Origin of the sequence: Dyella jiangningensis, assembly GCF_003264855.1 — a bacterium.
GTDB classification, from domain to species: domain Bacteria; phylum Pseudomonadota; class Gammaproteobacteria; order Xanthomonadales; family Rhodanobacteraceae; genus Dyella; species Dyella jiangningensis_C.
The window spans coordinates 864,504-883,771 of record NZ_NFZS01000001.1; the positions used below are offsets into that span (position 1 = coordinate 864,504).

A 19,268-nucleotide genomic window follows, 5' to 3' on the forward strand; every position below is an offset into this window, starting at 1 on the left:
GGGAGGTCGTCGATGACAACGCACGGTATCAAGCGGGTGAAGCTGACGGCGTCGATCGAGCGGGTCGAAATGACCGCGCCGTTCCGCATCACCGGTTACGTCTTCACCCACAACGAAATGCTGGTGGTGCGGCTGGAAAGCGAAGGCCACGTGGGGCACGGCGAGGCGCTCGGCGTGTACTACCACCAGGACACGCCGCCTTCGATGCTGCGGCAGGTCGAGGCATTGCGCGACATCATCGAGGGCGGCATCACGCGGCAGCAGCTGTTGACGCTGCTGCCGCCTGGTGGCGCGCGCAATGCGCTTGACTGCGCATTGTGGGATCTCGAAGCCAAGCAGCAAGGCAAGCCGGTGTGGCAGCTGGCCGGGCTGAACCCGCCCGAGCCGCTGCTGACCACGTTCACCGTGGGCGCCGACGAGCCCGAGGCGATGGCCGAGCGCGCGAGCAGCTACACGCAGGCACGCGCGCTCAAGCTCAAGCTGACGGACGACGATCGCAATGCGGATCGCGTGCGTGCGGTGCGCGCGGTCCGTCCGGACGCGTGGCTGATGGTGGACGCGAACCAGGGCTTCACGCCGGAAACCCTCGCGTCGCTGTTGCCTGCGCTGGTGGAAAGCCGCGTGGCCGTGGTCGAGCAGCCGTTTCCGGTGGGCAAGGAAGCATGGCTGGACGACGTCGACAGCCCCATTCCGCTCGCGGCCGACGAAAGCGTGCAGGACCATCGCGATCTCGAAAAACTGGTCGGCCGTGTCAACGTCATCAACATCAAGCTCGACAAGTGCGGCGGTCTCACCGAGGCGCTGATCCTCGCAAGGCGCGCGCAGGAGCTGGGCTTCAAATTGATGGTGGGCAACATGGGTGGCACGTCGTGGTCGATGGGGCCGGGCTTCGTGGTCGGCGCCTTGTGCATGGTGGTCGACCTCGATGGGCCACTGTTCCTGGTGTCGGACCGCGAGCCTGCGGTGCGTTACGAAGACGGGCGCATCTGGTGCCCGGAAGAAGTCTGGGGCGGCGCCATCGCCGTCGATGCGTAAGCCGGCAGGGGAGTGATGTCGCGCATGTCCGAAGCGGAAGTTCCGGCACGGGAAAGCAACTGGTTCGGCCATCCGGCCGGCCTCAGCATCCTGTTTCTCACCGAGATGTGGGAGATGTTTTCCTTCTTCGGCATGCGCGCGTTGCTGGTCTACTACATGACCATGCACCTGAGGATCGGCCAGGAGCATGCGTCGCTGATCTATGGCGTGTACGCTGCCTTCGTGTACTTCACGCCGGTCTTTGGCGGCATCGTCGCGGACCGCTGGCTGGGCAAGCGCAACTCGGTCGTCATCGGCGGCGCCACCATGGCGCTGGGCCATTTCATGATGGCGTCCGAGCCGTTGTTCTATCCGGCGCTGGCGACGATCGCGCTCGGCAACGGATTGTTCCTGCCCAGCCTCGCCAGCCAGATCGAGGGCCTCTACCGGCACGACGATCCGCGTGCCGGCAACGCCTACAACATCTATTACATCGGCATCAATCTCGGCGCGTTCCTGGCACCGCTGGTGTGCGGCACGCTGGGCGAAGCGTTCGGCTGGCATTGGGGCTTTACCGCGGCCGGCCTCGGCATGCTGCTGTCGCTGGTGATCTATCTGGGCGGCAGTCGCTACCTGCCGCCGGAGCCTGTGCGAAGCGAGGCGGCCATTCGTACGCGGCATCCGGTGGATCGCGCGGTGATGCAGCGCTTTGGTTTCCTCATCACCGTGGCGGCGATCGTCGTGGTGTTTCGCGGCGCCTACGAACAGGTGGGCAATACCATCGCGCTGTGGGCAAGCGAAGGCGTCGATCGCCAGGTGACGGCGGGCTGGAGCATTCCAATGACGTGGTTCCAGTCGCTGGATTCGCTGGTAGTGTTCACCGCGACGCCGCTGCTGGTGATCCGCTGGGCGCGCCTGGCCAAGCGCGGTATCGAAACGCCATGGCTGAAGAAGATGGCGTTTGGCGCGGCGGTGGTGGGCGCGTCCTACCTGATTCTCGCTGCCGTCGCCGCCTGGTCGGAGGTGCACGGCACGCGCGCCAGCTGGGTATGGCTGCTGGGCTGGTTCATCATGATGACGCTGGGCGAGCTGTACATCCTGCCGATCGGCCTGGGCCTGTTCGGCCGCATGGCGCCGGAAGGGTTTCGCGCGACCAGCATCGCCACCTGGTTCTTCGCCGGCTTCTTCGGCAACCTCCTGGCCGGTGCGCTGGGCACGCTCTGGAGCAGCCTGACGCATGGCTGGTTCTTCGTGCTGATCGGCCTGGTGGCAGGGCTGGCGGCGGCGCTTTTGTATATCCTAGGCCTGCGCCTGGGCCACGTTGAAACACGCGAGGACGCGAGCGCAGCCATGGTGCTTTCCCGATAAGCAGGCGGCAATGACCAAGGATCTCCAACAAAAGCTCAAGGACCGCTGGGAAACGTTCACGGCGTCCGAACAGAAGATCGCCAGCTACCTGCTGCAGAACATGCGCGACGTACCGTTCGAAACGGCCGCCTCGTTGAGCAAGCGCGTCGGCGTCAGCCAGATGACGGTGGGGCGCTTCTTCCGCAGCCTCGGCTACGAAGGCGTCAACGATCTCAAGGAAGAGCTGCGCACCGACACGTCATGGCGCCACCTCTACAAGGACGTGGAGAAATCGCGCGATGCCGATCCGCTGGCCGGGCATCTCCATGCCGAGATCCGTGCGCTGACCAGCACGCATGCGCTCGCGGGCACGAAGGAATGGAAGTCGGTGGTGAAGCTGCTGACCTCCGCCGACCGCGTGACGGTGTCGAGCTTCCATCACGGTACCTTCCTAGGCCTGGGCTTTGCCGCGATGCTGCAGCAGGTGCGTCCGCACGTCTCGTTCAACTCGGGCATCGATGGCGCGTATGCCGACATGCTGCTCGATTCCACGCGCAACAGCTGCGTGGTGCTGATCGACATGCGCCGTTACTTCCGTCAATTCCGCACGCTGGCGGAGGAAGTGGTGGAGCGCGGCATCCCGCTGGTGCTCATCACCGACACCGAGTGCTACTGGGCCCGCGAGCTGACCCCGAACGTACTGATGATCCAGGCCGATCGCGCGTGGCACAGCTTCAGCGCGTACACGAGCCTGTTCAGCCTGCTGACCACGGCGATGGTGCAGGAGCAGGGTGACGTGATGGATCGCATCACCGAGATCAACCGTCTTCGCCAACACTTCGCCGGCTACCTGGAACGCGACAACACCGATGTCGACAAGAAGGGCGCGACGGCGAACGGTCGGCGCAAGGGCACGCGGCCTTCATCGAAGTCCACCAAGTAGGGCCGCGCCAGGCGGGAAGCCCCGCCTCCCGCCTTGCGTACGGCACGCTCAGAAGCGGTAGCGCACGTTCAACATGTAATTGCGCGGTGCCGAGTAGAAGCCCTGCGACCAGTAGAGGCTTGTGATGACCTTCCGGTCGGTGACGTTGTCGATGTTGAACGTCGCGCTCCAGTGCGGGTTGAAGTCGTAGCCGGCCATGAGGCCAATCACCGCGTAGGAGCCCTGGGTCGTGTAGATCTCGCTGCCATCGAGCGCGACGTCCTGCTGGTCGCGGTAGATGCGGTCCTGCCAGCGCAGCGTTGCGCCCACGCGAAGGCCTTCGAGTGCCGGCACGCGATAGACCGTGGACAGGCGGAAGGTCCGCCGCGGTACGTAGGTGCGCACATTGGCGCCATCCGGATCGCGCAGTCCGAGCTGCGTGTAGCCGCCGCTCAACTGCCAGTGGTCGGTGAGCTGTCCGCTCACGTCGAATTCGAAGCCCTTCGCGGTGGCGTCGATGCCGGTGTAGTAGTCCTGGTTGGTCGCAAGATTGTGGCCCGCATACTCGGCGAGGCCATCCTGACGCGTGCGGAACAGCGCAAACGTGGCGTTGAGGCGCCCTTCGTACCACTCGCCCTTGATGCCCGCTTCCAGGTTGGCGCCCGTCACCGGATCGAGCACCTTGTTGTTGACGTCGGTCTGCGTCTGCGGGTTGAACAGCTTGGCGTAGCTCACGTACAGCGAGTAGTTCTTCGACAGGTCGTACACGGCGCCAACGAACGGCGTGGTTTCCGTCTTGCGATAGTTGCTTGGCGTGCCGTAGTTCACGCCGGTTTCCTCGACGTGGACGAGGCTGGCGCCGGTGATTAGCGTCAGCGGATCGGCAAGGCTCCAGCGCGCGGTGGCGTAGAGACTCTTGCGCTTGATGTGGAAATCACCGTTGCCGTAGTAGGCATCGAACGGAGGCATCGGATAGTTGCCGGTCCACTCGCCCAACGGCGGCAGCGGCGTGCCGATGCCTACGCCGTAGCCGGAGAGCTGGTGCACGTCATCCTTCGCCCAGTTCGCGCCGACCACCAGTTCATGGCGACGCCCCGCGAGATCGAACGGGCCGGTGGCGTAGAGGTCCGCCACGTATTGCTTCTCGGTGCTGTCGTAGGCGGACGGATAGGAGAACAGCCCGAGCCCCGTCTGCGCATCCGGTGTGCCGTAGACGTAGAACAGGTTGCTGTCCTCGGTGACGCGGCGATAGTTGAGCGCGGCCTTCAGGCGCCACTCGCTGCCCAGCTCCTGCGTGAGTTCGACGAAGCTGCGCGTATCGGCGATGTTCCAGTGCGACCAGTCGGCGGAAGTGCTGGTAGAGCGGTCGTAGTCGGTGGCGGTGCCGTCCGTGTTGTACAGCGGCAGCGCGCCCCACATGCCGCCGTGGGTCTTGTTCTTCTGGTAGGTGACGCCCGCCGTGAGCAGCGTGCTGCTGGTGAGGTCCGCATCGACGATGCCGGAGATCACCTGCTTGCGCAGGTTGTAGCGGTCCAGGTAGCTGTCGGTGTCCTGGTCGGCGGCCACGAGACGGCCACGCACGCTGTGTGACTCGTTCAACGGTCCGGAGAGGTCGACGTCGAGGCGCCGGTTGTCCCAGCTGCCCACGGTCACGCCGACGTCGCCCTGGAAATCCGCCGTGGGACGCTTGCGCACGAAGTTGATGGTCGCCGACGGATTGCCGGTGAAGGAGAGCAGGCCGTTCGCGCCGCGCAGCACTTCCACGCGTTCGTAGACGGCGGTATCGATATCGCCTTGCTGGTTGCCATCGGCGAACGGCAGGCCCACGCCATCCATGAGGAAGTTGGTGACGTCGAAGCCGCGCGCGCTGTAGTAGGTGCGATCGGTTTCCACGCGCTCGACGTTGACGCCGGTGGTGTTGTCCAGCACGGCGTTGATGTTGTTGAGGCCAAAGTCGTCCATCTGCTGGCGTGTCACCACGCTCATCGATTGCGGCGTCTCGCGCATCGACAGCGAGAGGCGTGTGGCGCTGTCCGTGGCCTTGGTGGTGTAGGAGTCGCCATCGCCCGTGACGGTGGCGGTGGCCTGCACGCCTTCGAGATTCTTCACCTTGGCGGCATCGGGCGCGTCGGGGGCATCCCCGGCCTGGGACAAGGGAGCGGCGAGCGCGAAAGCGAGTGCGACGGCACGGCAGCGCAGGGGATGGCGTCGCGTGAGCGAGGCGGGGAAAGACATCGAGGTAGCCCTTTGTTGGTATCGGAGTTCGGCGCTGATGCGCCGAGGGCATGGCGATGGCTGGGCCCCATTTAGTAAATGATAGTTATTATCATTTGAGTTGACCAGTCTCCGGGATGACGAGATGCCACGGGGGCTGACCGGCCGGCGCCGGGCTCGCGATCCACGACGGCGCTGGGGTATCGTCCGCCGCTTATGTCGATGCGATACGTGCTCTACCAGCGGGACTACTGCCACCTGTGCGATCAGGCGCTGGCCGTCATGGCCGAGGCGCGTGCGCCGGATTTCGACAGCGTATGGGTCGATGACGACGAAGCGCTGGAGGTGCGCTACGGCACGAGGGTGCCGGTGCTGCGCGACCAGCAGGACGGTCGCGAACTCGATTGGCCGTTCGATGCGACGGCCGTGCGGCAATTCCTGGCAGGAACGACGCCGCCCTTGTAGGAGCGCACCCAGTGGGCGACCGCGACGTTGCGGCGTCATCGCTCCGTAGACTTTTCGCGCACTGGGTGCGCTCCTACAAAAAGGCGAGCCACGCGGGCCCGCCGGATATCAATCATCGAAGGCGAAGCGCTTACTTGGCGGCAAGCACCAGATGCGCGTTGACCTTGACCTCCGCGCCGATCACCGAGGTGTCGGCGTATTCGCCACCGCCCACGCCGAAATCCAGACGCTTGACCGTGCCGCTCACGTCGAGCGTGGCGCCAGCGCCCTGCGACTTGAACGTCACGTTGAGGCTCACCGGCTTGGTCACGCCGCGCAGCGTGAGATTGCCGTCCGCGATCACCTCCGCGCCGTTCTGGCGGAAACCGGTGGTCACGAAGTGCGCCTTGGGGAATTTCGCCACGTTGAAGAAATCGGCGCCGGGCAGTGCGCCGTCGCGGTCGCTGTCGCCGGTCTTCACGCTGGCCAGGTCCACCTCCACGTCGAACTTCGAGGTGGCGACCTTGGCCGGGTCATAGCTGATATTGGCCGTCCATTTGCCGAACGTGCCGTTGAAGGCCTGGCCCTGGAACGTGCCGCTGAAACCGAGCTTGCTGCTGGCCGGTTGCACGGTGTAGTCGGTGGCGCTGGCAAAACCCGGCAGGGCGAAGGCGAGCAGGAGCGGGACGGCAAGCTTGAGGGAGGTCATCAGCGTTCTCCTTGGGAAGGGGCGTTGTTGCGCAGGCGGCGGAAGGGGAGCATGCGCAACAAGGTGTTGTCGCGATCGAGCAGGTGATGCTTCAGCGCGCCGCCGACGTGCAGCACCAGCAACGCCACCAGGATCCAGAACAGGTTCTCGTGGATGCTGTGGGAGAGATGGCGCAGGTCGGGATTGGCGCCGCCGAGCGCAGGCAGGTTGAACATCTTGAAGAACTGCAGCGGCTTGCCGGTAACGGAGTTGAACCACCAGCCGCTCAACGGAATGGCGGCGATCAGCACGTACAGCAGCAGGTGCACGCCATGCGCGGCGAGCTGTTGCCAGCGCGGCGCCGGATCTTCCGCCGGGCGGCGATCGCCGAGGCGCCACACGAGCCGCAGCATGAGCAGCGCGAGCACGGTGAGGCCGATCGACTTGTGCAGCGCCAGCCAGTTGATCTTCTGCATCGGCGAACTGGCCAGGTCCATCATCAGGCCGAAGATGCCGTTGCCGATGATCAGCAGGGCGGTGGCCCAGTGAAGGAATTTCGCGACCGAACCCCATTGGCGGTCGTTGCTGCGCAGGCTCATGGAGACTCCTTGTTGGGTTGTGCCTTGTCGTCCTGGACGGCTTCCAGTTCCAGCCACACGCTCACGCCGTGGCCGACCGAGTTGGCATTGGATGTCATGCCGAAATCATCGCGGTTGAGCGTCGCCGTGGCGGAGAACCCCGCCGTGGTGTGCATGCCATAGATCGTGGTGCCTCGACGGTTGGCGGTGAACGCCAGCTCCACCGGTTTCGTCACGCCGCGCAGGGTGAGGTTGCCACGCAGCACGCCGTGCGTGTCGTCCTTGCGTTCCACCGAGGTGCTGACGAAATGCGCGTAACGGCCTTTTGCGACGTCGAGGAAGGCGGGCTTCTTCACGGCGTCGTTCCAGGCGGCATCGCCCATGTCCAGGCTGTCCAGGTCGATGTCCAGCTCGGTCGCCGACTGGCTCCAGTCGTCTGGATCGAAACGCAGCCAGCCGCGTGCGATGTGCAGGCGGCCGAACGGGCGCGAAAAGCCGTTGTGGTCGACGCTGAAGACGATCTGGCTATGCGTGGTGTCATAGCGGTAAGTGGCCGGCGCTGCCTGCAAGGTTGCGAGCGGCAGGCAGGCACATGCGATGACGAACACGAACCGTCTTATGGGGCGGAAGAGGCGCATGGGCGGAAGTCTGGATGATCCGTGCAGGAGGCGCCAGCGGCCATCCTGGAACGGATTGTTTCCGCAGGCGGCCCTTAACAGCCTGTTTATGTCGTTGCGTCAGCGCTTTCGGAGCGTGTTTTCCCTCGTTCTGACATCGTTGCTCTGGCATGATCGAACCCTCTCGGGGGAGATCATGCTGCCGTCCTTGCTGTTCAGTGCGTTCCTGTCTGCAGGCCTGCCCGTTGCCGCGCCCGCCGCTTCGCCGGCCACGCCCGTGGCGGCCAGCGCCGCGTTGCCGACGCCGCAGTTCCGCCGCTACGGCACGGCCGAGGGCCTGCCCAGCAGCAGCGTGTACACGGCGGTGCAGGCACCCGACGGCGTGATGTGGTTCGGCACCAAGAGCGGCATCGCGCGCTACGACGGCGTCAACTTCAAGGTTTTCCGCCATGTGGTCGGCGATTCGCAATCGCTGTTCAACAACGGTATTTCCTCGCTGCTGTTCGATCACGGCGGGCGTCTGTGGGCCGCGGGCCTGGAGGCTGGCCTCAACCGTTACGACGAGCGGTCGAACACCTTCCGCCACTGGGGCCACGACGCCAACGACCCGGCCAGTCTCGCCAGCGACAAGGCCTGGAGCCTTGCGCAGACCGGCGACGGCGCGCTGTGGATCGGCACGGCCCAGGGACTGGATCGCATGCGCCAGGACGGCCGCGGCTTCGACCACATCGTCGTCACCGGTTCGCATCCGGAGGATCTCGGCGTCGTGGGCGCATTGTTCGTGGATGCGCGCGGCCAGCTGTGGGTGGGCAGCGACAACGGCATCTTCCGCCGCGATGACACCGGCGAGTTCCACCTGATCCGTGCGGCGGAACCGGGCCAGCCGCTGGATGCGTGGCGCATCGAGGGCGAGGGCGATGAAGTGCGCATCGCCTCGTCATATGGCTTGTTCGTGGTGGGCGCCGACGACATCGCGCGACAGGTCGGCCGCGGCGAACTGCCCGTGACCAACATCCTGAGCAGCACGCGCGATCGCGCCGGGCGGCTGTGGATCGGCACGCAGCGCGGCCTCTACCTGCAGGAACACAGGGACGGGCCGATCCGGGCCGTCACCAACCAGCCGGTACTGCACGGCAACCTGCCCGGCACCTGGGTGTGGCAGATCCGACCGGACAACGAAGGCGGCCTGTGGATCGCGCTGTTCGACGGCGGCGTCGGTTACCTCGCGCCAGGCTGGAACAGCGTCAGCCGCTTCACGCACATTCCCGACGACGACAGCAGCCTGCGCGACTCGGTGGCCTACTCGGTCGCCCGGGGCAGCGACGGCTCGGTATGGGTCGGCGAACGCAGCGGCCGGGTGGACCGGCTGATGCCTTCCACCGGCAAGGTCGAACACGTGTTGTCGGGCCTGCGCGGCGATGTGCTGGGCATGACCGAAGACCGGCCGGGTCGCCTGTGGGTGACGGTGCAGGGCGCGCTGTTCCGTTATGTCGACGGCAAGCTGGACCAGGTGCCGCTCGGCGCCCACGGCCTGAAGCATCCGCTCGAGGTCGAGCCGGGGCCGGACGACAAGCTGTATGCGCGCACGTTCGGCGAAGGCCTGTTCCGCATCGACCAGGACACCCTCGACATCACGCCGGTGCCCGTGCTCCCCGCGCAGGAAAAAGCGCGCTGGGGCAGCCAGATCACCTTGAAACGCGGCGCGTTCTGGTATGCGAGCGACGGCGGCCTGATGCGCCTGGATCGCAGCCACGACCACTTCGAACCCGTGCCCGGCGTGGACAACCATCGCGCGGTGGATGCCTTCGATTTCACCGACGACGGCATGTGGCTGGCGCGTCCCGACGGGCTGGAGCTCTATCACTACGCGGGCGATGCGCTCGTGCTGGATCGCAAGGTCGATGCCGCGCATGGCTGGCCATCCATCAACGTGGTGGATCTGGCGGTGGACCAGCATCGCCGCGTGTGGATCTTCGGGCGCGATGGCCTGTGGCGTTTCGATCCCTCCAATGGCAGCTTCCACGAACTGGGTCTGCAGGACGGCTTGAGCAACGGCGAATTCCTGCGCGGCTTCAGCCGCATGAGCGACGGCACCATCTACGCGCCGACGCTGGGTGGCGTGATGGCGTTCAATCCCAACCGCATCGATGAGCACGTGTCGCCATCGCCGGTAGCGATCAGCCGCATCAGCGTGCGGCGCCACGGCATCGTGCAGGACATGCCGATGCCGTCCTCCGGCGAACTGTCGCTGGGTTGGCGGGACACCGGGCTGGTGATCGAGGCGCGCATGTTCTCGTACGTGGACCCCGCGGCGAATCGCTACCGGTTCCGCCTCTCGGGCCTCGACGCGGCATGGGTCGACATGGGTGGCCGGGGCGAACGCGATTTCGCGGGACTCGGCCATGGCGACTACACACTCGACGTGATGGCGGCCGGTGCGGATGGCCTGTGGTCGCATCTGTCATCGCCGCTGAAGATCCATGTGCAGGCGCCACCGTGGCTGCGCTGGTGGGCGTGGTGCGGCTATGCGTTGCTGATCGCCTTGCTCGTCTGGCTTGCGTTGAAGGCCTGGCGTCGACGACTCGCGCAGCGCCACCAGATCCAGCTGGCCGAACAGCGCAGCCGCCTGGCCGAGCAGGCGAGCGCGGCGAAGACGCAATTCCTCGCCACGCTCAGCCATGAAATACGCACGCCGATGACGGGCGTGATGGGCATGGCCGAACTCTTGCTGAGCACGCCGCTGAGCGCCACGCAGCGCGAGTACGCCGAAGCCATGCAGCGATCCGGCGGCATGCTGCTGAAGCTGCTCAATGATGCGCTGGATCTCGCGCGCATCGAAGCGGGCAAGCTGGAACTGGAAAGCGCGCCGTTCGATCCGCGCACGCTGGTCGAGGACGTCGCCCAGCTGGAATTGGGGCAGGCGCGCGCGAAGGGCCTGAGGTTCGACATCGACATGCCGCCGGATCTGCCGCATCGCATGATCGGCGACGCCTTGCGGATCAAGCAGGTGCTGCTCAATCTCGCCAACAACGCGCTGAAGTTCACCGAGCGCGGCGGCGTCACGCTGCGCGTGCGCCGTACCGACGAGGGCCTGCGCTTCAGCATCATCGATACCGGCCCGGGCATTCCCGAGGCGAGCCAGACGCGTCTGTTCCAGCGCTTCGAGCAGGTGACCGGCCCGCAACGTCGCGCGGGCAGCGGGCTGGGCCTGGCGATCTGCCGCGAACTGGTGGCGATGATGGGCGGCAGCATCGAGTTGGAATCCAAGGTTGCCTTCGGCAGTACTTTCCATGTTCGCCTGCCGCTGTCGGTAGCGCATGAGCCGGTGCCTGCCGCGGCCATCCAGGGCGATGCTCCGCGGGGACGCGGCCTGCAGGTGCTGCTGGTGGAAGACGACGCCATCGTCGCCGCAGTGATCCGCGGCCTGCTCGAACGCGCCGGCCACGTCGTGCACTACGTCGGCAACGGCCTGGCCGCACTGGCCGAACTCGCCTCCGCACCCTGCGACGTGATCCTGCTCGACCTGGACCTGCCGGGCATCGACGGCTTCCAGATCGCGCGCCTGATCCGACAGCGTGAAGAAGCAGGACAGCACGTCCCCATCGTGGCGATCACCGCCCGCTCCGGCGGCGACGAAGAGAGCCGCGCGCAAGCCGCAGGCATGGACGGTTTCCTGCGCAAGCCGCTGACCGGCGAGCAACTGCTGGATGCGATCAACGAACAACTGGCCGCACGCGCGGACGAGGCGACTTCGTAGGAGCCTCTCGACGCGCACCTTCGCACCACTTGTAGGAGCGCACCCTGTGCGCGACCGCGGAATGACGGCATCACCGCTCCGTAGGCCTGTCGCGCACAAGGTGCGCTCCCACAAAAAACGGACGCGACATTGACGCAAGCTGATATCGAAAAGACGGTCTTTTAGCGGCCCCTCGAGGCGCACTTTGCTCCACTTGTAGGAGCGCACCCAGTGCGCGACCGCTGCGTATCGGCGTGACAGCTCCGTAGGCTTTTCGCGCACTGGGTGCGCTCCTACAGGACATCCAATGATCCACGTGCAGGTCGAGCTCGGCACAGCGAACTGCCGTTGGCGACGATGTCGCCATTCCCGCCGTTGTGGGAGCGCACCCTGTGCGCGACCGCAGAGCTACGGTGTCACCGCTCCGTAGGCTTTTCGCGCACTGGGTGCGCTCCTACAGGGAATAGGACATCCAATGATCCACGTGCAGGTCGAGCTCGGCACAGCGAACTGCCATTGGCGACGATGTCGCCATTCCCGCCGTTGTGGGAGCGCACCCTGTGCGCGACCGCAGAGCTACGGTGTCACCGCTCCGTAGGCTTTTCGCGCACTGGGTGCGCTCCTACAGGGAATAGGACATCCAATGATCCACGTGCAGGTCGAGCTCGGCACAGCGAACTGCCATTGGCGACGATGTCGCCATTCCCGCCGTTGTGGGAGCGCACCCAGTGCGCGCCCGCAGAGCTACGGTGTCACCGCTCCGTAGGCTTTTCGCGCACTGGATGCGCTCCTACAGGGAATGGGACATCCAATGATCCACGTGCAGGTCGAGCTCGTCACCGTGGAACTGCCATTAGCGACGATGTCGCCACTCCCGCCGTTGTAGGAGCGCACCAGTGCGCGACCGCCGAGTGCCGACGTGACAGCTCCGTAGGCTTTTCGCGCACTGGGTGCGCTCCTACAAAAAACGCTCGGCGGACAACAGGCAAGAAGAAGGGCGCCGAAGCGCCCGTCTACATGTCGAACTTGTTGACCTCGAAACCGCGGCGTTTGTATTCGGTCCAGCGTGTGCGTGAACCATCGCGTTCGGCGGGATCGGCGGCGACGACTTCCAGCACGCGGTCGTAGCGGCCGGGTGCGCATTCTTCGCGCAGGTTGATCTGCAGCGGACGGTCCGCGGTTTCCACGCCAGGCGGCACGATCAGCACCGCGGTGAACTCGTCGTCATCGTCACCAGCGAGCTGATGCGTGATGAAGCCGTCCGGGTCGAATTCCCACAGCAGCTCATCGATGGCCTCGGCCTGCGCGAAGTCGCGTGCGAGCACCAGCGTGGGCTGCTGTGCGGCGAAGGCGCGCTTGGCCAGTTCGCATACCAGCAGCAACGGCTGTTCGCGGAAGCGCGGCTTGTCGATCAGGTAGAAGTCGGCGCGAGGCATGGTGGAAGCCTTCGGTGATCGTCATTCCGGCGCAGGCCGGAATCCAGTGATGGGAGAATACGGTGACGCGATGACGTAAAGCAGTGTCGTTCTTTCGCGAAAGCCGTCTTGTATCTCCGCTGGATCCCGGCCCGCGCTGGGGTGACGGGATGGGAAATCATGCGGCGCGATCGATCAGCCATTGCACCAGCAGCGACACAGGGCGGCCGGTGGCCAAACCCTTGCGGCCTTCGTCCCATGCGGTGCCGGCGATGTCCAGGTGCGCCCAGCGCTGGCCTTCGGTGAAGCGCGACAGGAAGCAGCCCGCGGTGATCGCACCGGCGTTCTTGCCGCCGATGTTGGCCACGTCGGCGAAGCCCGATTCCAGCTGCACCTGGTAGTCGTCCCACAGCGGCAGGCGCCATGCGCGATCCAGCGTGTGCTCACCGGCGGCAAGCAGCTCGGCGGCGAGGTCGTCGTGCTTGCTCATCAGGCCGCTGGCGTGCTTGCCCAGCGCGATCACGCAGGCGCCGGTCAGCGTGGCCGCGTCGATCAGCACCTTCGGCTGGTACGTCTGCGCCGTGTAGGTGAGGGCGTCGCAGAGGATCAGGCGGCCTTCGGCATCGGTGTTGAGCACTTCGATGGTGAGGCCGGAGAGGCTGGTGAGCACGTCGCTCGGGCGATAGGCGTCGCCGTCGGGCATGTTTTCCACCGCCGGTACCACGCACACGAGGTTCACCGGCAGGCCCAGCTTCACTGCGGCGACGAAGCTGCCGAGCATGCCGGCAGCGCCACCCATGTCGTACTTCATCTCTTCCATGCCCGGGCCGGGCTTGAGGCTGATGCCGCCGGTGTCGAAGGTGATGCCCTTGCCGACAAAGGCGTACGGCCTGTCGCCTTCCACGCCACCGGTGTATTCGAGGACCACCAGCTTGGGCTTGTTGGCCGAGCCGCGACCCACGGCGAGCAGCGAGCCGAAGCCGAGCTCGCCCATCTTCTCGTCGTCCAGCACGGTGCAGCTCACCTTGTCGTGCGCGGCGGCGAACTGCTCGGCCTGCGCGGCGATGTAGGCGGGGTTGCAGATGTTCGGCGGCAGGTTGGCCAGCTCGCGTGCGAAGCGCACGCCTTCGGCGATGCCGGCAGCCTGCTGCAGGCCGCCCTGTGCGTCGTCGCCCGCGACGAAGGTGATGGCGGTCAGTTCCGGCTGTGCACTCTTCTCGCGCGGCTTGAACGTAGCGGTGTAGCGATAGGCAGCATAGTCGGCGGCCAGCGCGGCGGTGCGCACGCGCCAGGCGGCGTCATGGCCTGGCACGTCGACTTCGGCCAGGTAGGACACGGCGCTGTCGACCGGCAGGCGACCCAGCGCGCGCACGGCCTCGATGGCGATCTTCTGGAAGCGTGCACCGTCGAAGGTCTTCTGCGTTCCCAGTCCCACCACCAGCACGCGCTTGGCAGCCACGCCTTCGGGCGCATACAGCACGGCCGTGGAGCCGGCCTTGCCGGTGATGTCGCCGCTCTCGACCTGGCGCTTGATCGCGCCATGCGCGGCGGTGTCCACGCGGGCAGCGGCGCTGGTAAGCATGCCGTTCTCATACACGCCGACCACCACGCAGGGGGTTTCGACGGTTTCGGGAGCGGCGGAGCCGAGGCTGAACTGGAGAGTCATATCGTGTCCTGCAAGAAAGGTCCAGAAAGGTCTGGACAGGCTAGACTTGGGGTTTGACGGGCCCCCGGAAGGGCTACGTCAAGCCCTTCATCTTATCCCATGTCGAGGACCTGTCCCCATGAGCGGGGCGAGAGCGCTTACACTTCACCGTTATTTGTCGGCTCGCGCGCGACCTTGCCGCGCGGGCCATTGCGTGCGTGAGGGCCGGTGCTAAGCATCCTCGATCGTTATTTTTTGCGTGAGCTGGCTCAGACCGTAGCCGCCACCGCCATCGTGCTGCTGGCCATCATGTCCGGCATCTCGTTCGCGCACGTGTTGCAGCAGGTGGCGAACGGCAGCTTTCCGGCCAGCGTGATGTTCCAGGTGCTGGGCCTGAACATGCTCGACGGCCTCACCACACTGCTGCCGCTGTCGGCCTTCCTCGGCGTGCTGCTGGCCCTGGGTCGCATGTGGCGCGAGAGCGAGATGCACGTGCTGGCTTCCTCGGGCATGGGAGCCTCGGGCCTGCTGCGCCCCATGGGCATGCTCGCTGCGAGCGTGGCTCTGCTGGTCGGCCTCGTTTCGATGTGGCTCGGCCCGTGGGCCGCGCGCACCTCCGACCAGCTGGTGGCGGCGGCGAACCGATCGGTGATCGCCGCAGGCCTCGACGCCGGTCGCTTCACCGAACTGCCGGGCAAGGGCGGCATCATCTTCGTCGACCAGCTCAGCCGCGACGGCAGCACGCTGGGAAGCACCTTCATCGCCACCGAACGTGCCGGCAAGGACAACGTTCCGCATATCAAGCTGGTGACGGGCAAGCGCGGCCAGCTCTACCAGGAGACCGACGGCAGCGGCCGTTTCCTCGCGCTGTGGAATGGCTTCCAGTACGACATCCCGCTGGGTGCGGACAACTGGCGCAAGATGCAGTACGAGCGCAACGATGCCTCGCTGTCCAACGTGCAGTCGGACAACGACGAGGAAGATCCCGCGCACTCGCTCACCACGCTGGCGCTGCTGCGCGTCGACAATCCCGATGCGCGCGCGGAATTCGCCTGGCGCACCATTGCACCGGCCATGACGCTAGTGCTGCTCGCGCTGGCGTTGCCGCTGTCGCGCCAGAGCCCGCGCGAACCGCGCTTCGGCCGCCTGCTGCTCGCGGTGCTCGCGTTCTACCTGTATTACCTGCTGATGGCGCTGTGCCGCGGCCAGATCATCAAGGGCCACTGGCACCATTCGGCGCCGATGTGGTTCCTGTCGCTGATCGTGTTCGGCGTTGCCGCCTGGATGTTCCGTAGCCAGTACGTCGAGCGCAGGCCGCGAAGGGCGGGTGCCTGATGGCTACGCTGCGCGTCAAGCGTGTCGATTGGCTGGTCGGCACGGCGGTATTGGCATCGATCCTGATGGTGTGGCTGGTGATCACCGGCCTCGATGCCGTGGTCCAGCTCATGCGCCAGCTCGGCAACGTGGGCAAGAACGGCTACACGGTGACCAGCGCCGTGGTGTACGTGCTGGTGACGTTCCCGCGTCGCCTGTACGAGATGTTCGGCAACGCGGCCCTGATCGGCGGCCTGCTGGGCCTGGGTGGCCTCGCGGCCACGAACGAGCTCACGGCATTGCGTGCGTGTGGACTTTCCAAGCTGCGCATCGCCGTATCGGCGGTGGGCGTGGTGGCCATCCTGATTCTCGGCGTGGTGATCCTGGGCGAGACGGCGGCGCCGTGGGGTGATCAGAAGGCGCAGGCCATGCAGCTGCGCATGCGTTCCAGCAGCGTGGGCATGGGCGGTGCGTCGGGTCTGTGGGCGCGCGATGGCGCGCGCGTCATCAATGCCAAGGGCGTGACGGTCAAGCGCACCGAAACGCATAACGTCGTGCAGTTGCACGACGTGCGCGTGTTCACGCTGACGCCGGACGGCCAGGTCTCTCGCTTCGATTGGGCGCAGACCGCCGAGCACGACGGTCACCAGTGGGTGATGGACAAGGTGCGCAGCACCACGCTCGACGACAAGGGCACGCATAGCACCACCGTCGACAGCGAGCGCTGGGATTCGCGGCTCAATCCGCAGGTGCTGGAGCTGTCGGTGATCCAGCCGCAGTACCAGCCGATGCGCGACCTGCGACGCAACATCAAATACCTGGAACAGAACGGGCAGAACCCCGGCGCCTACGCCAATGCGTTCTGGGGGCGCGCGCTGTATCCGCTCAACGTGCTGGTGCTGGTGCTGTGCGCTATGCCGTTCTCCTTCGGCACGCTGCGTTCAGGCGGCCTGGGCAAGCGCATGTTCATCGGCATGCTGCTGGCGATCGGCTGGTACTTCCTGCAGAAGGCCATGGTGAGCTTCGGCACCGTGTACGGCGTGCCACCGTTGATGGCGAACCTGTTGCCGGCGGTGATATTGGCGGTGATTGCCTGGCTGTATTTCAGGAAGCACGGGTAGCGGCGGAATTCGTGTGAAAAGGGACGGTGACGCAAAGGCCAGAGCGAAGAGCGGATTTTCTCCCTTGTAGGAGCGCACCCAGTGCGCGACCGCAGAGGTCGTTGATGCGTTGCGGTCGCGCACTGGGTGCGCTCCTACAGAGGTAGGCAAGACTGGCGCGAGGACTGCAACGGAAGACACCGGCTGGTGACCAGCCTCCAGCCATTCAAACGCGTCTCCGGTTCAAACCGGGAAGATGACAAGGGGAGACTGAGGCGAAAGGCTGTCGCGCACAGGGTGCGCTCCCACGAAAAGCATCATGGGATGTGTCGAAAGAGTAGAGAGGGCTACTCCTGCGCCACCTCTGCATCGGGCGCAAATTTCCCCTCTTCAGCGAGACGCGCAAACCCCCCGCCCTGACGAACCAGCTCGTCGAACTTGCCCTGTTCCACCAGCCGTCCCTGATCCAACACCAGGATCAAATCGGCATTCCTCACCGTCGACAAGCGATGCGCGATCACGAACGTCGTACGCCCCTGCGTGAGCCGGTCGAGCGCTCGCTGGATGCGTGCTTCGGTGGCGTTGTCGAGCGCGCTCGTCGCTTCGTCGAGGATCAGGATCGGCGCGTCCTTGAGCATGGCGCGCGCAATCGCCAGGCGCTGACGTTCGCCGCCGGAGAGCGAGCGGCCGCGTTCGGCGACGAGCGTGTCCAATCCCTCGGGCTTGCGCGAGATGAAGGTGGCCGCTTCCGCCGCCGCCACGGCTTTCTCGATGGCCGCCGCATCCGCTTCCGGGTCGCCCACGCGCAGGTTGTCGAGGATCGAGCGATAGAACATGCCTGCATCCTGGAACACCACGCCGATGTTTCGGCGCAACGATTCCAGCGTCACGTCGCGCACGTCATGGCCATCGATCGTGACGCGCCCCTCGGAAGGATCGTAGGCGCGATAGAGCAGGCTGAGGGCGGTGCTCTTGCCGGCGCCCGTCGGGCCGACGAGCGCGATGGTGCTGCCGGGTGGCGCATGGAAGCTGAGGCCATGCAGCGCGGGCTGCACCGGGTCGTAACCGAAGCTCACGCGATCGAAGACGACGTCGCCTTGCACGCGGGGCAGGGCAATGGCGCCGGGTCGGTCTTCAATTTCTGACTTCCGGTCGAGCACGACGAAGAAATCACGCAGCGACTGCGACTGGAAGAACAGATTGGAAAGGAACGTGGCGAACTGTTCCAGCCGCCCGATCAGCAGCATCGAGAAGCCGACGAAACTGACGATCCCGCCGACGCTGATCTCTCCGCGCGCATGCAGTGCCGCGCCGACGGCGAAGATCGCCACGATGGTCAGCGTACTGGCCGCGCGGTTGAGTACCGAAAGAATCGCCCAGCCGCGCAGCACGGGATATTGCGCGTTGAGCGTGCGCGTCATCAGTTCGTGCAGGGCGCGTGACTCGGCGGCGAGGCGCGTGAAACTCTGCACCACGGTGACGTTGCCGAACACATCGCCAGCGCGCGTGGCGATCTCGTGGTGGAGTTCCTCCACTTCACCCTGTGCCTTGTGCGTGCGCTGCACCGCGACGGCGTTGAAAATGGAAAAGCACAGCAGCAGCGCGATCATCAGCAACGCCAGTTTCCAGTTGAGCCACAGCGCAACAGGGATCATCACGATGATCGACAGCAGTGTTGCCAGGTGCTCGCGGAAGAAGCTCAGCCACAGGTTGAACAGGTTGCTGACGCCGACATTCATGATGCGTGACAGGCGGCCCGTGTGGTATTCGCCATGGAAGGACAGCGGCATTGAGGCGGCATGTTCGAAGAACAGGGCGATGGCCGCGAGCCGGCGTCGGTGCGCGAGGCGATCGGCATGCAACGATACCCAGACGTTGGCGAGTACGCCCGCGAAGCCGACGCCCGCCCATAGTCCGATCAGCCGTGCCGCGCGCCCGTTGTCCGCCGTCAGCGCATCGACGACGCGACCGAACAGCACGGGTTCCAGGAAGAACACGCCGGCCAGCGCGAGGTTCGCCAGTGCCAGCGTGATCGCCAAACGCCGCTCGGGCGCCAGCAGCCCGATCACGCGCAGGTACAGACGCAGAAACGACATGAACGCGGCTCCTTTCCGTCCTCGGTCCATCCTGGCGGATGGTGCCGATGGAGAGGCTAGCCCAATCGCGAACGGTCTGCCTCGGCGGCATGCCGACGTGATGACGGGCGCACCCTCTGTGCCGCGATGGCGGGCCAG

The 19,268-nt window shown here is 65.6% G+C and carries 14 protein-coding genes; 7 read left to right on the plus strand and 7 right to left on the minus strand.

Translation table 11 applies throughout. The features are described from left to right. The first annotated feature begins 12 nt into the window (after positions 1 to 12). The 3 genes from CA260_RS03775 to CA260_RS03785 are packed head-to-tail and all read left to right on the plus strand — an operon-like array spanning position 13 to position 3,304. Positions 13 to 1,035, plus strand: a complete 1,023-nt coding sequence (locus CA260_RS03775) for a dipeptide epimerase (protein ID WP_111981089.1) — start codon at positions 13 to 15, stop codon at positions 1,033 to 1,035. Between the two features lie 24 nt (positions 1,036 to 1,059). Then, positions 1,060 to 2,382, plus strand: a complete 1,323-nt coding sequence (locus CA260_RS03780) for a peptide MFS transporter (RefSeq protein ID WP_111982987.1) — start codon at positions 1,060 to 1,062, stop codon at positions 2,380 to 2,382. Between the two features lie 10 nt (positions 2,383 to 2,392). After that, positions 2,393 to 3,304: a MurR/RpiR family transcriptional regulator gene (locus tag CA260_RS03785; RefSeq protein ID WP_111981090.1), complete on the plus strand. Its 912-nt coding sequence runs from the start codon at positions 2,393 to 2,395 to the stop codon at positions 3,302 to 3,304. 48 nt (positions 3,305 to 3,352) lie between these two features. Here the strand turns inward: CA260_RS03785 and CA260_RS03790 are convergent, their stop codons facing one another. After that, positions 3,353 to 5,518, minus strand: coding sequence for a TonB-dependent siderophore receptor (locus tag CA260_RS03790; protein ID WP_111981091.1), 2,166 nt, complete (start codon positions 5,516 to 5,518; stop codon positions 3,353 to 3,355). 201 nt (positions 5,519 to 5,719) lie between these two features. Between CA260_RS03790 and CA260_RS03795 the strand changes: the two genes are divergently transcribed. Next, the gene (locus CA260_RS03795) at positions 5,720 to 5,962 is read left to right on the plus strand and encodes a glutaredoxin family protein (protein ID WP_172461710.1); all 243 of its coding nucleotides are present in this window, start codon (positions 5,720 to 5,722) and stop codon (positions 5,960 to 5,962) included. A 130-nt stretch (positions 5,963 to 6,092) separates the two neighbouring features. On the opposite strand, the gene CA260_RS03800 is transcribed toward CA260_RS03795, so the two are convergent. Genes CA260_RS03800 through CA260_RS03810 form a run of 3 tightly spaced genes read right to left on the minus strand, consistent with a single transcriptional unit; the run spans position 6,093 to position 7,815 of the window. Then, positions 6,093 to 6,650 carry a YceI family protein gene (locus CA260_RS03800; protein WP_111981093.1) on the minus strand — a complete coding sequence of 186 codons (558 nt, stop codon included), beginning with the start codon at positions 6,648 to 6,650 and terminating at the stop codon, positions 6,093 to 6,095. Then, the gene (locus CA260_RS03805; RefSeq protein WP_111981094.1) at positions 6,650 to 7,228 is read right to left on the minus strand and encodes a cytochrome b; all 579 of its coding nucleotides are present in this window, start codon (positions 7,226 to 7,228) and stop codon (positions 6,650 to 6,652) included. The genes CA260_RS03800 and CA260_RS03805 overlap by 1 nt, the downstream gene beginning before the upstream one ends. Further along, complete coding sequence (locus CA260_RS03810) at positions 7,225 to 7,815, minus strand: YceI family protein (protein WP_338065714.1); 591 nt, start codon at positions 7,813 to 7,815, stop codon at positions 7,225 to 7,227. Before CA260_RS03810 ends, CA260_RS03805 begins: the two co-directional genes overlap by 4 nt. Positions 7,816 to 8,020: 205 nt before the next feature. Between CA260_RS03810 and CA260_RS03815 the strand changes: the two genes are divergently transcribed. Next, a complete protein-coding gene (locus tag CA260_RS03815; RefSeq protein WP_111981096.1) occupies positions 8,021 to 11,581 on the plus strand; it encodes a hybrid sensor histidine kinase/response regulator in 3,561 nt (1,186 codons plus the stop codon). 992 nt (positions 11,582 to 12,573) lie between these two features. Here the strand turns inward: CA260_RS03815 and CA260_RS03820 are convergent. Beyond that, a complete protein-coding gene (locus tag CA260_RS03820) occupies positions 12,574 to 12,996 on the minus strand; it encodes a DNA polymerase III subunit chi (RefSeq protein WP_111981097.1) in 423 nt (140 codons plus the stop codon). A gap of 157 nt (positions 12,997 to 13,153) precedes the next feature. Beyond that, positions 13,154 to 14,641 carry a leucyl aminopeptidase gene (locus CA260_RS03825; RefSeq protein ID WP_111981098.1) on the minus strand — a complete coding sequence of 496 codons (1,488 nt, stop codon included), beginning with the start codon at positions 14,639 to 14,641 and terminating at the stop codon, positions 13,154 to 13,156. 207 nt (positions 14,642 to 14,848) lie between these two features. Between CA260_RS03825 and lptF the strand changes: the two genes are divergently transcribed. Then, a complete protein-coding gene (gene lptF, locus CA260_RS03830) occupies positions 14,849 to 15,955 on the plus strand; it encodes an LPS export ABC transporter permease LptF (RefSeq protein ID WP_111981099.1) in 1,107 nt (368 codons plus the stop codon). Beyond that, on the plus strand, positions 15,955 to 17,055 hold the full coding sequence (gene lptG, locus CA260_RS03835) for an LPS export ABC transporter permease LptG (protein ID WP_111981100.1): 1,101 nt from the start codon (positions 15,955 to 15,957) through the stop codon (positions 17,053 to 17,055). The genes lptF and lptG overlap by 1 nt, the downstream gene beginning before the upstream one ends. Before the next feature lie 326 nt (positions 17,056 to 17,381). On the opposite strand, the gene CA260_RS03840 is transcribed toward lptG, so the two are convergent. Then, positions 17,382 to 19,130 (minus strand): glucan ABC transporter ATP-binding protein/ permease, encoded by a 1,749-nt coding sequence (locus tag CA260_RS03840; protein WP_111981101.1) that lies wholly within the window; start codon positions 19,128 to 19,130, stop codon positions 17,382 to 17,384. Between the last annotated feature and the right edge of the window lie 138 nt (positions 19,131 to 19,268).